9 protein-coding genes, 2 tRNA genes and 1 pseudogene are annotated in these 13,931 nt (G+C 57.1%); 6 read left to right on the top strand and 6 right to left on the bottom strand.

Going from position 1 to position 13,931, the window contains the following annotated elements:
• Positions 1–43 precede the first annotated feature (43 nt).
• The 3 genes from RAL88_RS04235 (at position 44) to RAL88_RS04225 (ending at position 1,454) form a co-directional block, all read left to right on the top strand.
• The gene (locus RAL88_RS04235) at positions 44–790 is read left to right on the top strand and encodes a molybdopterin-binding protein (RefSeq protein WP_306267479.1); all 747 of its coding nucleotides are present in this window, start codon (positions 44–46) and stop codon (positions 788–790) included.
• 11 nt (positions 791–801) lie between these two features.
• The gene (gpt, locus tag RAL88_RS04230) at positions 802–1,311 is read left to right on the top strand and encodes a xanthine phosphoribosyltransferase (protein ID WP_306267478.1); all 510 of its coding nucleotides are present in this window, start codon (positions 802–804) and stop codon (positions 1,309–1,311) included.
• A 58-nt stretch (positions 1,312–1,369) separates the two neighbouring features.
• Positions 1,370–1,454: transfer RNA gene (locus RAL88_RS04225), tRNA-Leu, on the top strand.
• A gap of 207 nt (positions 1,455–1,661) precedes the next feature.
• On the opposite strand, the gene RAL88_RS04220 is transcribed toward RAL88_RS04225, so the two are convergent.
• From RAL88_RS04220 to RAL88_RS04210, 3 genes are all read right to left on the bottom strand, one after another.
• Positions 1,662–2,237, bottom strand: coding sequence for a J domain-containing protein (locus tag RAL88_RS04220; RefSeq protein WP_306267477.1), 576 nt, complete (start codon positions 2,235–2,237; stop codon positions 1,662–1,664).
• 116 nt (positions 2,238–2,353) lie between these two features.
• Positions 2,354–3,073, bottom strand: coding sequence for a VWA domain-containing protein (locus RAL88_RS04215; protein WP_306267476.1), 720 nt, complete (start codon positions 3,071–3,073; stop codon positions 2,354–2,356).
• A 602-nt stretch (positions 3,074–3,675) separates the two neighbouring features.
• A complete protein-coding gene (locus RAL88_RS04210) occupies positions 3,676–4,002 on the bottom strand; it encodes a hypothetical protein (protein ID WP_306269579.1) in 327 nt (108 codons plus the stop codon).
• Between the two features lie 42 nt (positions 4,003–4,044).
• Between RAL88_RS04210 and RAL88_RS04205 the strand changes: the two are divergent.
• A pseudogene (locus RAL88_RS04205) lies at positions 4,045–4,326 on the top strand (phosphoribosyltransferase family protein); the annotation flags it as partial.
• 49 nt (positions 4,327–4,375) lie between these two features.
• A tRNA-Leu gene (locus RAL88_RS04200) sits at positions 4,376–4,460 on the top strand.
• 394 nt (positions 4,461–4,854) lie between these two features.
• Here the strand turns inward: RAL88_RS04200 and cas13a are convergent.
• From cas13a to RAL88_RS04185, 3 genes are all read right to left on the bottom strand, one after another.
• Positions 4,855–8,547, bottom strand: coding sequence for a type VI-A CRISPR-associated RNA-guided ribonuclease Cas13a (gene cas13a, locus RAL88_RS04195; protein ID WP_306267475.1), 3,693 nt, complete (start codon positions 8,545–8,547; stop codon positions 4,855–4,857).
• A gap of 130 nt (positions 8,548–8,677) precedes the next feature.
• Positions 8,678–9,970, bottom strand: a complete 1,293-nt coding sequence (locus RAL88_RS04190; protein ID WP_306267474.1) for an MFS transporter — start codon at positions 9,968–9,970, stop codon at positions 8,678–8,680.
• Complete coding sequence (locus RAL88_RS04185) at positions 9,957–11,003, bottom strand: lysylphosphatidylglycerol synthase transmembrane domain-containing protein (RefSeq protein WP_306267473.1); 1,047 nt, start codon at positions 11,001–11,003, stop codon at positions 9,957–9,959. Before RAL88_RS04185 ends, RAL88_RS04190 begins: the two co-directional genes overlap by 14 nt.
• A 500-nt stretch (positions 11,004–11,503) precedes the next feature.
• On the opposite strand from RAL88_RS04185, the gene RAL88_RS04180 reads away from it, so the two are divergent.
• Positions 11,504–13,903: a glycogen/starch/alpha-glucan phosphorylase gene (locus RAL88_RS04180; RefSeq protein ID WP_306267472.1), complete on the top strand. Its 2,400-nt coding sequence runs from the start codon at positions 11,504–11,506 to the stop codon at positions 13,901–13,903.
• Positions 13,904–13,931: the final 28 nt, after the last annotated feature.

The raw sequence follows: 13,931 nt of genomic DNA, 5'->3' as shown, positions 1-13,931 counted from the left end.
GCGCCAGCACATATTGTCAAAGCCGCAGCAAAACAGGTACCCCATGGCCGAAGGCGAGATTTCCACTGCAGCAGTTCTGGTGATTGGCGACGAAATTCTGTCGGGCCGCACCAAGGACCGTAATATCGGCTATATCGCCGACCGGCTGACAGACGCCGGGATTGATCTGAAGGAAGTGCGCATTGTCAGCGATGTGCGGGCCGACATTGTCGACGCGCTCAATGCGTTGCGCGCGCGCTATACCTATGTTTTTACCACCGGCGGCATCGGCCCGACCCATGATGACATCACCGCCGACAGTGTCGCCGCCGCTTTCGATGTGCCGATTGATGTCGATGAGCGCGCTGTCAAAACCATGCTGGAGCGCTATGAAAAGGCCGATCTGACCGAAGCCCGGCTGCGCATGGCGCGGATTCCGCAAGGCGCGGAGCTGATTGCCAATCCGGTGTCCAAGGCACCGGGTTTCCATATCGGCAATGTGTTCGTCATGGCCGGTGTGCCGGCGATCATGCAGGCGATGATGGATGATGTGGTACCGCACCTCAAAGGTGGCCAGACCATGCATTTGCAGAGCATTGAGGCAGGCATGGGCGAGGGCGCGGTGGCGCAGCCGCTTTCAGCGCTGCAGGATGCCTTCCCGGATGTCTCGATCGGCAGTTACCCCTATCAGCGCGACGGCAAATTTCACACCAGCCTTGTGCTGCGCAGCCGCGATACGGTGCGCCTCGACGAGGCGGCACGCCAGCTTCACACCATTCTTGCCGATATCCGCAACGGCAAACCCGACTAAAGGACCAGACTATGAGCAGCCCGCATTCCGACAAGGCCTTCCCGGTTTCCTGGGACCAGTTTCACCGCGATGCCCGCGCCCTGGCGTGGCGGCTGGCGGCCAAGGGGGAGTGGAAAGCCATTGTCTGCATCACCCGTGGCGGCCTGGTGCCGGCGGCGATCATCTGCCGCGAGCTGGATATCAGGATGATCGAAACCGTCTGCGTTGCCTCCTATCACGACTACAGGAACCAGTCGGATCTGCAGGTGCTGAAAGGCGTTTCCCAAACGGTGATCGATCTGGAGGCGGGCGATGGCTCAAGCGTTCTGGTGATCGACGATCTGACCGATACCGGCAAAACGGCGCAGGTGGTGCGCGGCATGCTGCCCAAGGCGCATTTCGCCACCGTCTATGCCAAGCCCGCCGGACGTCCGCTGATCGATACCTTTGTTACCGAGGTTTCGCAGGACACCTGGATCTATTTCCCCTGGGACATGGGCTATACTTTCCAGCCGCCGATTGCCACAGGGCCGGTTGGATAATGGGGTTCAACCTAAGACTCTTGAATTGCAGCGTCAGCCGGTTTACGGCTTGCGCCATGCGGGCGTGATGGAATGGTAGACATACCGGACTTAAAATCCGGAGGCCCTAGGCCGTGGGGGTTCGACTCCCCCCGCCCGCACCATCGAAATATATAGATGATACTTATAAAACAGTGCTTTAAGTATAATTATTAAATCGGCATCCCCCAATTTGTCACATCGTGCAGCATTTTGTTTCCCAGATGACCGCAGTACGAAAGATTTGGACTTTTGGTTTTGGTTGGCCCAATGGGACGCCTAGCCCAATTTTGCCCTTGGTATGAGGCCTGGCGATAGGCTGCTCAGTCGAGTTACTGGCTGTTGCCAAGGAGCCTATCTCTTGCTTCGGTAATCTGGGCCGCAAGGGCGGCTGAACCACCTATGTCAGGATGAACCCGCTTGATGAGTCGGTGATATGCCTTTCGAATATCCTCTTCACTGCATCCCGCCTCAAGACCCAGCAACTGGTACGCTTCATCCCGGCTCAACTGTCTCGAAAGCGGCGATTTCTCCTCGCCGTGAGCTGCGTTCTCGTCCTCTTGATCGCGCCAGTCCGGATGGGCGCTGTCAAGGAAAGTTTCGAAAAGCTTTACCGATTCCTCATCTATCTGAATTTCGGCGTGATACTTTAGCAGTTCGTGCAGCGCGAGATTTGACAGGATATGACCTTGGCGTGTCCCGGTTATTATCCGTCCGTCAATAGTTCCGGTCTCGTGGTCGAGGGTCATTTCCAGATGTGCTGAACGCACCTTGGATGTTTGCGTCGTCGATCCTCTGGGCTTTCCTCCATTGTTCCGCAAAAGCAATACAGTGCCAAGGATCATCAGTGGAATTGCAACCGTGACCGCGCGGAAAAATAACAGCAAGATACCGGCTGCGATCAGCACAGCACCCAGTGAATTCTGAGCTTTTGTGCGAAAAATTGAGCGCAGAACGCTGCGAACAGCCCAAAGAGCAATTGCAAAACTGACAGCACTTGCGACGACAATCAGTATCGGTTGCATCAGCGCATATCCGCAAGTAACCGCCTCGCCGTCGCGTTGTCGGCCGCTTCCAGTGCCTTTCGACCGCCTGCCGCATACGTAGCTACAGCAACGAGCAGCGCCTTCAATTCCGCGGCCGAGTTTCTGTCAAATGGCAAATAGGCGCCGCCTGTCAACCGCGCGATCTCGCGAAATGCAGTTTCAGCATGCTTGTCCCGGCCATCGTGGAATACAAACGCCTTGACGCCGCGCAGGCCCAGTTCACCGGCGAGTTTGCACAATTCATCAATGTTTTCTTCCATTGAATCCCCGACGTAGACCAAAGCCGCCAAAGGTTGTTTCTCGGATTCCCGCTTGGCATGCGAAAGGACTCTTGCGATTTGCGTCAGCCCGCCCCTGCATTCGATTTTTTCCATCAGAACGCGTAGGCTTTCTGCGTTGTTTACCCAGCGAGACGTCCGGGATTCCCGCAGGCCGCGGAAGTAAACCAACTTCACCGAGAGGTCGCCCACGGATGCAGCAGCCGAGAACATCTCACCTTGAAGAGCACAAGCCATGTCCCATGTCGGCTGTCGGCTCATGGTCGCATCAAGGGCAAACATCATCCGCCCACGTGCGGCATCCGGCACCGGCGCAAGCTGTTTGGCCCGCTTCAAAAATGCATCAATTTCTGATCCGCTTGATTTCGGGCGAGCCGAAAGATCGGATTTGCCTTGTCGTAAAAGTTCGGTCTTTTTCATAGCGATACGATACTTTCATTGAGAGAGACGGGCGCTGTCATCGGAAATCAGCCGAACCATTCGCACGATTTAAATCGACGCCGCGTAAGGTAGCAAGCCCCGTCCGACCGGCCATCTGTCTTGATTTTGGCGCAGTCTGCACTTTAGCGGCAACATGAACGTTCCTGAAATCTGAATTTTTCAACCGACATTCCCCAAGCGGAATGCCTTTTCCTGCATCTTGTTGCTGTTTTGTGCCCCAATTAAGTCTATTGGACCCGCTTCGCCGTGATACGGGCATCTGACGCGCGCCCTCAACGCGAATTCTGGTCTCAAAGGCGGGATTGATCGGGGTTTGGGTCTGATCAGGGCCCGTTTGGGCGAAACTGGCCTGTCGCTTTTGTTCAGATTTCATCGCTAACGCGGTCGTGCGGCAGCAGGGCTGCGAGCGAGGCGAGGGCGGTGAAACAGGCCGAATAGGCCGACAGGGGGTCATCGGGCAAGTGACGGGTACTCTGAAAGCCACAGCAGCGTTGAGATGGACTGTCCAAGGATTGCGGACCCGGCGATCTCAACGGCAAACTCTGTTTGCAGCATCAGCTGGTCATTACGAAGCTTTGGATTTACCGTTCCGGGATCAGGCCTTTTGGCGCAAAGCGCAGGGCGAGTATCAATATAAGGCCCATGAGAACGGGACGAAGATGAGGTGCTGCTTCAACAAGCCTGCCACGCATGGGACTGTCTTCTGCAAACAGGCCGGACAAACCATCCATCAGGGCAAAGCCTGCGGATTCGGACTGAACCCAGACGAACCAGATGAGGAAGCCACCGAGGACCGACCCCATATTGTTTCCCGATCCGCCAACAATCACCATCACCCAGATGAGGAAAGTGAAGCGCAGTGGCAGATAGGAACCGGGCGTAAACTGGCCATCGAGCGTAACCAGCATCGCCCCTGCAATACCGCAAATGGCTGAGCCAAGAATAAAGACCTGCAAGTGCTGAAAGGCGTTTCCCAGGCGGTGATCGATCTGGAGGCGGGCGATGGCTCAAGCGTTCTGGTGATTGACGATCTGACCGATACGGGCAAGACGGCGCAGGTGGTGCGCGGCATGCTGCCCAAGGCGCATTTCGCCACCGTCTATGCAAAGCCCGCCGGGCGGCCTCTGGTCGATACCTTTGTCACCGAGGTCTCGCAGGGCACCTGGATCTATTTCCCCTGGGACATGGGCTATTCTTTCCAGCCGCCGATTGCCACAGGGCCGGTTGGATAGATCCGAGACTCCTGAATTGCTGCGTCAGCCGGTTTACGGCTTGCGCCATGCGGGCGTGATGGAATGGTAGACATACCGGACTTAAAATCCGGAGGCCCCAGGCCGTGGGGGTTCGACTCCCCCCGCCCGCACCAGATTCGACCTCCCGGCAGTTTGCTGCGCGCATGGCTCCGATGGGGCGGCGCATAAGCGCAGGACGCTTGGTCGAGCGCCCCGGCTGAAATTTGAATCCGGGCCTCTCAACTGCGCCAGTTCTCTCCTTTTGAACCACCCAAACCCTCGTGTCCGGCGACGCTTTTTCCACGGCTCCAGCTACGGCGGCGGATGGTTCAATCTGGCTTCATTTTGGCAGTGGTTTCTCCTCCCAATGAGCAAGAAATGGACCAAATGGAGGTGCAGTCTGCCTTCATTTTGGCAGTGGTCTCTCCTGATGTGAGCATAAAAGACTGATAAACAGAAGCTTTTTCACAGTTATCGCTGTAAAATCCGATTGAAAATCTTAAAAATAGCCCTTGACGCTCTACTTTTTCACCCTCCAGGTCCACTGTTCTTTGTCAACGCCGAGCCACCGAACAGTACAGTAGTGATGTCCTTCAATTCGGGCGTGACGGTCGGTTCCACATTCCGGCTGGAGCTTAACAAGTCTCGAATTCGCTTGGCTCGTTTGATCTGTTTTTTCTCTCTCTTATTGTAATATTTGATGATCTCGTGAGGTTTGAGTTCCTTGTGCCCCACGGTCTCGAGATGACGAATGGTCTTTTTATCTATTTGAGTCAGTTTCAGGCCGTGAACACTGCATTCGGAGCGATCTTGCCCGTTGTTGGCGTCGATCTCCCAGGTCAGATAAAGACCCTCGCGCTGTACCAGATCGGCAATTGCTTTTGAGACAGCATTTTTCAGTTTGCGGTCATAGCGCATCAGATGCCGTGTTTCATTGATCCGTTGCGTCAGATCAATAGGGATGTCCGGTTTCAGAAAGTTGAAATGGGCAATATTGTTGCGGATATTTCTTGTTTCTCTATCGCAAGGGAAATAGGTCAAGAGTTCTTCCCGAAAATTCGCCTTGAGACGACGCGTCGCAACTCTGCCTTGGGAAAAGCCGTCAATCGCCCGTGCGTTATCCCCATCTGTCAGAATTTCCCCAAATGTTTGTTGTTTTTCCTCCAGCATGGCCAGGGTGATAAAATAAAGGTCCCGCTCCCAGGTCCCGGCAAAATCCACCAGCCGTCCTGACACTCGCATCAGGATGGCGTGAGCCCTGGTGAAATTTGTCAGGCGGACACTGGCGGCACAGCGGCGATGCGCAGCAATCTTCCTGACAAGATCCAGATAAAGCTCCACCTCATCACTGGAAAGTGAGCCATTTCCGGTGGCCTTCTCATGCAGGTCTTCGCGCTGTTTCTGTTGTTCTGCAATCGTCGAGAGACCCTGCGCAGTCAACTTTTCTGCTTCCAGAAATGCTTTCACATCCGCGTTGCAGATTTTATGCTTCCGGAAAACCGGTTGCAGCACTGTCATGTCGCCGAAACGGAGAATTTCACGCAGGCCCCGCCGGGTGGATTGCATCGCTGCATCGTCCGCACCGAACATAACGTCAAAATCATCGGTATTTTCAAACAACGCCCGGACATCGTCCGTCTTGAGCAGGGTTTTCGCGCCGTCCATCTTGTCGCTCTGCATGTCGATACACAGCGAAAGCAGATAGCGCATTCTGTCTTCATCTGTCGTCGCAGCCTTGGTCCTGTTTGCCACAGGCGCTTTGCTGGCACTGGACAGCATATGCCATTTGCGGAACTGCTGCATCAGCAGGGACAGATCATCGACCGGTATCAGATGCAGCAGAAAGTAGAAGACCGGCTCCCAGGGCTGAAAATCGCTCTGCATTTCGCCTGGCACCGGCAGCTCTGAAAGCGGGCGGTCCGGAAGCGGTGTCTGCGGCTCGATTGCGGTGACCCAGCCCAGGCCTTCATCGCTGAGATAGCCGAGAAACAGGGAGCAGATGAGTTCGCGCTGGAAATTGACGATATATTCCGATTTTTGCCGAGCGGCTTCCGGGTCCGGATTGTAGCCTTTCTGGACCCGCATAACAGTCGCCATTTCCGCATCGAGACGGTCAAAATAGCTGGCGATGCCATCCCCGTTCGGACGCGGCAAACCGCCTGCCTTGGATTCGATCAGATCCTTGTGAACCCGGCTGGCATTGGCCTTTCTGGCCCGCGCGGCACCGCGCTTTAATATCTCCTTGATGCAGGCATCAATCCGCTTTGCAGTGGCAGTCTGAAGATGGCGCCGGAACGGCCCTTCAAACAGATATTTCAATGTCGCGTAGCGGCACAGCGTCGCCGGATCTTCCAGCGCTCTTGCGTTGGGCTTTGGCGGCAGTGCCAGATCCCGGAACTGCCCGCACTGGATGAATTTGCCCGTCCTGCCCAGATTCTCCATGTGCCCCAACACATTATGGAACTTCGGCAGCACGATATCGGTGTCAGTCTCCTGGTTGAGTTGCGACCAGATTTTGCTCATCTGCTGTGGCCCGGCAAAGCAGTGCAGATGCACAGCTTCCAGATTGTCGATCAGTCTGCGTGCGCGGTTGCGGACATCATTGTTCAACACTTTGCGGAAAATCTCTGCGATCTGGTCCGGCATATTTTCGGAAGGATCGCCATCTTTGCTACCGCTCGCGATCAATTGATTTTTCAGAACATCGACGAAGCCCTGCCGGGTGCTGAAATGAAAAGTGCCATGGCGGCATTGTGCGAAGGACCGCATCGTCTGCTCCAGCAGCTCTGCCAGTTGATCGGGGTTACTCTGCGGCTGCGGGAAGCTGTCGGCCGCCCGGCCGAAAATCAGGCGGAATTTTGCAAAAGTGTGACGGGAATCGAAATAGGGAACTTTCCGGCCGCCGCGCTCGTTTCGAAGACTTTCTATGGAGGATTGGTCGGTGATATCTTTGATATAATCCGGGGCCTTTGCCAGCGAGCGCAAGGTGCGCGCGCCTTGCGAAATGGCCGACCGCCAGACCCGGACAAAGGCCTCGGAACGTTTGATCTCCGCCTGTCCGGCGCTGCTTTTCCAGTAGTTCAGCCGGCCGGGGTCAACCCTGCCGGCACCGCCCCGGTAATTGCAATAATATAGCAGGCGGCCCTTGCGTATCATCCGGTTGGTGTTGCTGTTGTCGTGTCGCTGCTTCAGTAACGCGAACAGCTGTTTCGTTGTCTGCGGCAAGGCCGCTGACAGAAGTTGACGACGCGATCCGGCGTTCTTGCGAATTCTGGCGCTCTCGCTGTCCTTGGGAATTTGAGTGCCCTTCAAGCTCATCTTGATCTTGCGCTTGTAAAACGCCTGCACTGCGCGGTGAAGCGCCAGCAAACCGGCATTACCTTTCTGCGCTTCCAGTTCAAGGCGCGGCGGCGGGCGGTGGCCATCACCGAAAATGCTGGCATATCCGTCAAACAGAATTATCCCGGCATCCCGCGGCTTCAACCTCGCCGGGCGTTTGTTTGCCCTGCGATCCTCGCGTTCCGCCTCTTTTGCCGCCTTGATAATGGCTTCGGCTGGCCGAAATTTGCAGAGATAGCGCTCTTCATCCTCTGCGCTCCAGTCAACGCTGCGTGTGCCGGTTGCGTCGAGCGGCAGGCTTTTTTCAATGGAATCCGCCTGATAGGCGATCAGGCCCTGGTTACGTGCTCCGCCGGCCTCATTGTCCCACCGCGCGGCATGCTCGAACAAGTGACGGTCAATGGCCGCAGCGCAGCCGCTATGATCAGGCAGGCCCTTATCATCAACCGGCATCAGCGTTTCGTACCAGTTTCCCTTTACGTTTTCATGCTCTCGAGGTTTGGCGAAATTTAGCTTTTTGGATCGCCCGCCGCGCTCTGATTGATATTCCGCATAGGGATGCAGCCGTTCGCGCCACCTGTTGAGAAATTCATCAGCGTTGTTTCCGGCTTGCCCGATACGCTGCCTGACAAGGGGCCAGCACGCATTTCCGAGCCCGTCGCGCAGATCAAAAAGCTTTTTGGTGGCCGGGCCGTTGCCGGGCTTGCGGTAGATTTTATCAATGGTGGATATGAAGGCTGCGATCAGCGCGCGGGGATCGCGATTGAGAAAATCGGCATATTCATAGCCATCTGCAGAGGGATAGGTTTTCGATCTGGGATTGAGTTTTCGTTTCTGTGCCGGATAGTCCGTAAAACTTCTGCCGAATGAATTTGATTTCATCTCAGTTCAACCTGGCTCGTCCATCAATCGTTCCTACCACAACAGGTTGTTGTGAGGAAGGCCGGTTTCCTTCTGAAAGTTGCAGTAATCCAGCCCTGAAACGGCACTGGAAAAACGAGGCGCAGGCGGATCATGATGCGGTTCCTTCTAGGCGGGCGATGCGGCGCAGCAGGATGATCTGGCACAGGGCGGCAATGAGGGCGGCGATGAACACCGCCTCAATCGATATCAGCGAGATCAGGCCGGCACCGGCCAGCGGCAGCAGTGCTGCAGGTGAGGCGAGGGCGTTGAAATAGGCCGAATAGGCCGGTCGCCGGTCATCGGGCGAGATTTCCATCAGATAGCCGAGATAGCCGATGGTGACACCATTCATCATCGCTCCGATGACGAAAAACAGCGCGGCAAAGCCGAACAGTCCGGCCCCGGCGGGCAACAGCGCCAGAACCGCCAGCGGCGGTGCCATCCTTGTGATTGCAACGGCCTGCAAAAGCCGTAATTTGCCCGCCCGGTCGCCGATCCGGCCCCATAGCGGGTTCGATGCCAGTGCGCCGATGGTCTGCGCCCCCAGCAGCACGCCGACATCGCTGGTGGCAACGCCATTCTGCCCGGCTGCAACGATATAGAAGGGCAGGGCCATCAGCGTTGCGCCGCCGAGCCATTGCGAGCCGAGAAACAGCCGGAAGCGGCCATCCTGCCGCAAAGTGTCAAACCCGCCGCGCAGAAAGCTTGCCATGGGCTGGCGCTGCGCTGCCGGTGGCACGCTGAGCGGCGGTTCCCCGGCTGACACGAACAAAGATGAGGAGGCCAGCATCAGCACCGAGGCAAGTGCAAACACTGCGGCATAGGCCAGCAGAACCGGCATCACATCCAGCGCCCAACCGATGAACAGTGCGACGAGCAGAGCAATCAGCCCGCCGCCGAAAAACCGCCAGGCCAGCATGGTGCTGCGCGATTGCGACGGGATCGAACGCCCGACAATATCGTTGTAAGGCACGGCGACAACGCCGCTGACGAAGGCATACAATGTCCATAGCAGCAGAAAACCGGCGGCCAGCGGCACGGGCTGCCAGCCGGATTGCAACAAGTCAGATTTCACTAAGTCCGGCCCCCACCACAACAGCAGGGCAATCAGCATAAGGCAGAGCGCCCGCCCGTAAGCGCCGAACACATAGTAAGGCATCCGGCGCTGCGCACGCTGGGCGAGATAGCCGACAATCAGTTGCGGCAGCAGCCAGCCGAGCCGCAATATGGCGCTGGCGGCACCGACAGCAAACGCGCTGCCGGTGAGATAATAAACCAGGCTGGCCACCACGGTGGCGGAATCCACCGCCGCCGCGCCGCCCTGAAAGGCGGCCCCGGCCCCGGCGATGCGCCAGAAGCGGGCACGCTGGCCGGGTAGCTCTGCCATGTCAGGAGCGGACATCAGGTGTCTCCGCTGCGTGGCGGGCACGGCGGATGTCGATGCCGGATTGCCACAGCACAATCAGCCCGCCGCCGACCACGACGATGATCGACATCACAAAGTTGAACAGGATCATCGCCAGCGCCTGTTCCTCAGGCACGCCGAGCAGCCTGAAGGCAAAAGCCGAGCCGATGACAAAGCCGCCCGGCACCCTCACAAACCGCGACAGCACCAGCGAGAAGCCGGCGAACACCATCAGGAACAGATAATCGAACGGTGCCAGCACCACACCGACGGCCAGTCCGGCCCAAAGATAATGCGTGGCGGCGATGAGTTTCGCCGCGATGGCGCCGAGCAGCACATAGAGCCGGTGCCGCCGCGCCCGTGGCCAGACCACGCCATCGCACAGCGACCCGCGCAGTATCGCGCCATTGGCGCGGAACCATTTTGCCACCCAGTCAAACAGGCGGCAGATCAGCGGGCCATCCTGCGAGAACAGAATGCGGAAACGGAACAGCGCCCAGAGCGCGGTCGCGAACAGCACAAAGTTCAACGCCCCGGCAATGATCAGGCCGATTTCCAGATTACCCTCGACCTGCGGCACCTGGCCGGCCATTGCAACCAGGCCGGCAAACAGCGCGAAGATCACACCGTCGATGAAACGGGCAATGATGGTGGTGGTCAGAACTGTGGCCATCTTCAGATCTTCCATCCGGGCGATGAGCCAGGACCGCACCAGCGGGCTGATGCCCAGCGGCACCAGCACATTGGCGCCATATCCGGCCAGCAGCGCGCCGGTCAGCCGCAGGGTCGGCACCGGTTTCAGATCATGCAGGATCTGACGCCATTTCCAGCCATTGGCGAGTTGTTCCAGCAGGATGGTTACGGCCAGAACCGCAATCCAGGCCGCATTGGCAGACATCAGAGCCGTGCTGAAACGGGCGAAATCGAGATCGCGATAGAGGTAGAAGATCAGGGTGATGGCCAGGGCGGCACCTGCCAGCGGCGGCAGCCAGCGGCGGACGAGCCGACCGTATGAGTGGTTTGAGGGCATAGGGTTGATACTGCACTCCGCTTGTGGCCGACAGGGCAGCCGGCATTCTGTTGCGTTCCATCTGTGACGCAAATGATAGCCTGCGTACCATGGTACGGTGTCAACAGACGAGAAAGGCAAATCTGCGCCAGCTGGCCAGAGAGGCCGATTCAGTCCGTGCAACCGAACATTACTGTCCCCGGAAAATGCACTTTTACTGATTAGCATTGTTCAAACAGGCATTTGCTGCTATAGATCGAACAAATGCCCATTTAAAGAGCAATTATTCAATATCATCTGCGGAGGCGGATACGACATCAGCAGCGGGCTGGCCTTGTAAACCCCGGGTTTCATCAGAAACTGTGGGCGTTTTTCTGCGGCTGCGCTATATGACCTGATCCAGAGTTGCCTTTTGCCCGGTGCGCAGAGCCGTGCCACAGGAGTTCCGGTCAGCCATTTCTGACGATCCAGATTTTCATCCCTTTTCCGCTGCCAACCGGCGCAGACATTCGAGTACATCCATGAACATTAAAAATACCATGCCTCTTGATGCCACGATCTTTCGCGCAGAAATCCTGCGCCATCTCAAATATTCCCTTGGCAAGGATGAAAGCCACGCTTCGCTGTATGACTGGCGCATGTCGCTGTCGCTGGCGTTGCGCGATCTGGTGGTCGATCCGTGGTTTGAAAGCACGCGCACAACCTATGAAGCCAAGGGCAAGCGGGTCTATTACCTGTCGATGGAGTTTCTGATCGGACGCCTCATCGAAGACGTCGCGGTCAATCTGAGGGTCGATGAATGCGCCGAAGAGGCAATGCAATCGCTGGGCCAGAACTACAGTTCCGTCGTCGCTGATGAACCGGATGCAGCGCTTGGCAATGGCGGGCTTGGCCGGCTGGCGGCGTGTTTTCTCGACAGTCTGTCAACGCTCGGTATCCCGGCCTATGGCTATGGTATCCGCTATGAGCACGGTCTGTTTGAACAGCATTTTGAAGATGGCAGGCAGATTGAAACCGCCGAAGGCTGGCTTGCCCAGCGCCACGCCTGGGAATTCGAGCGCCCCGAAGTCAGTTATCCGATCGGGTTTTCCGGAACTGTCAGCGAGAGCGGCGGACAGGTGGTGTGGAGCCCCGGTGAAACCGTGCTGGCCTCCGCCTATGATACGCCGGTCGTCGGCTGGAAGGGCAAATGGGCCAACACGCTGCGGCTATGGGCGGCCAAGCCGACGCGTCTGTTCGATCTGGAAAGCTTCAATCAGGGCGAATATCTGGCGGCAACCGAGCCGGAAGCTCTGGCGCGCACCATTTCGCGGGTGCTGTATCCCGATGACACCACGGAAACCGGCAAGGAACTGCGTCTGAAGCAGGAATATTTCTTCACCGCTGCCTCAATCCAGGATCTGCTGCGCCGCTTTCTGTCGGAAGGCCATGATCTGCGCCAATTGGCCAACAAGGTGGCGATCCAGCTCAATGATACGCATCCGGCTGTGGCAGGGGCCGAACTGGTGCGGTTGCTGGTTGACGAAAATGGCTTGGCCATGGCCGACGCCATCGAGATTGCGCGCAATTGTCTGGGTTATACCAATCACACCCTGCTTCCCGAAGCGCTGGAGCGCTGGGATGAAGAGCTGTTCGCCCGCGTGCTGCCGCGGCATCACCGGATTATCCAGCTGATTGAAGAGGCGCATCTGAATGCCACAGACGGCACGGTGCGGATCATCGAGGATGGCGCTGTCAAAATGGGCGAACTGGCCTTCATCATGGCGCACAAGGTCAATGGGGTTTCGGCGCTGCACAGCGAATTGGTCAAACAAACCGTGTTTTCCGATCTGCATCAAGCCTATCCGGACCGTATCACCAACATGACCAATGGCGTGACGCCACGGCGCTGGCTGTATTCCTGCAATCCGCCTTTGCGCGCGCTGATCAATCGCAGCATCGGCACGGAATGGCCCGATGATCTGGAGCGCTTGCAGGGCCTGGAGAAATTTGCCGGTGATGCCGGCTTTCAGGCCGATTTCAGAGCGGCCAAAATGCACAACAAGGAGCGCTTGTCCGACTGGCTGAAGCAGCGCGACGGGCTGTCGATAGACCCGGCGGCAATGTTCGATGTGCAGATCAAACGGATTCACGAATATAAGCGGCAATTGATGAACCTGCTGGAAACCGTGGCACTGTGGAATGACATTCGCGATAATCCCGATATGAGCTGGACGCCCCGGATCAAGATTTTCGGCGGCAAGGCCGCGCCGGGCTATGTGGTTGCCAAGGAAATCATTCATCTCATCAATAATGTCGCCGCCACCATCAACAAGGATCCGGTGAACCGCGAATTTCTGCAGATCGTCTATCCGGAAAATTACAACGTCACGATGGCGGAAGTTCTGATCCCGGCAACGGATGTGTCTGAGCAGATATCGACTGCGGGCAAGGAAGCCTCGGGCACAGGTAATATGAAGTTTGCTCTCAATGGCGCGCTGACCATCGGAACGCTGGACGGAGCCAACGTGGAAATCCGCGAACGGGTCGGGGCAGAGAACTTCTATCTGTTCGGCCTGACGGCGGCAGAAGTCGTGGCACGGCGTGAAGAGGACGGCTTTGCCCGCAGCGCAATCGAAGCCAGCCCGCGCCTTGCCCGTGTCCTCGAGCAGATTGCCACCGGGCGGTTCTCACCGGATGAGCCGGACCGCTTTGCCGCGCTGGTCAGCCGGCTTTATGAGCACGACTACTTCCTGGTGAGCTGTGATTTCGACAGTTATTTTGCCACCCAGCGGCAGATTGACACCGATTTCAACGACACGGCTGTCTGGACGCAGAAGGCAATCCTCAACACGGCCCGGATGGGATGGTTCTCGTCAGACAGGACAATATCGGGTTATGCTGATGAAATATGGGATGTGCATTCCGCAATGCGGACCTGAATATGGCCGTACATGGATGCTTATTTTG

Origin of the sequence: Pararhizobium sp. IMCC3301, from assembly GCF_030758315.1 — a bacterium.
Lineage (GTDB): Bacteria > Pseudomonadota > Alphaproteobacteria > Rhizobiales.
This window is presented reverse-complemented; position numbering and strand designations above follow the sequence as displayed.

Coding starts and splice junctions, on each gene's coding strand:
- RAL88_RS04235 (WP_306267479.1), top strand. CDS start 44: ATGGCCGAAGGCGAGATTTCCACTGCAGCAGTTCTGGTGATTGGCGAC.
- gpt (WP_306267478.1), top strand. CDS start 802: ATGAGCAGCCCGCATTCCGACAAGGCCTTCCCGGTTTCCTGGGACCAG.
- RAL88_RS04215 (WP_306267476.1), bottom strand. CDS start 3,073: ATGAAAAAGACCGAACTTTTACGACAAGGCAAATCCGATCTTTCGGCT.
- RAL88_RS04210 (WP_306269579.1), bottom strand. CDS start 4,002: ATGCTGGTTACGCTCGATGGCCAGTTTACGCCCGGTTCCTATCTGCCA.
- cas13a (WP_306267475.1), bottom strand. CDS start 8,547: ATGAAATCAAATTCATTCGGCAGAAGTTTTACGGACTATCCGGCACAG.
- RAL88_RS04190 (WP_306267474.1), bottom strand. CDS start 9,970: ATGTCCGCTCCTGACATGGCAGAGCTACCCGGCCAGCGTGCCCGCTTC.
- RAL88_RS04185 (WP_306267473.1), bottom strand. CDS start 11,003: ATGCCCTCAAACCACTCATACGGTCGGCTCGTCCGCCGCTGGCTGCCG.
- RAL88_RS04180 (WP_306267472.1), top strand. CDS start 11,504: ATGAACATTAAAAATACCATGCCTCTTGATGCCACGATCTTTCGCGCA.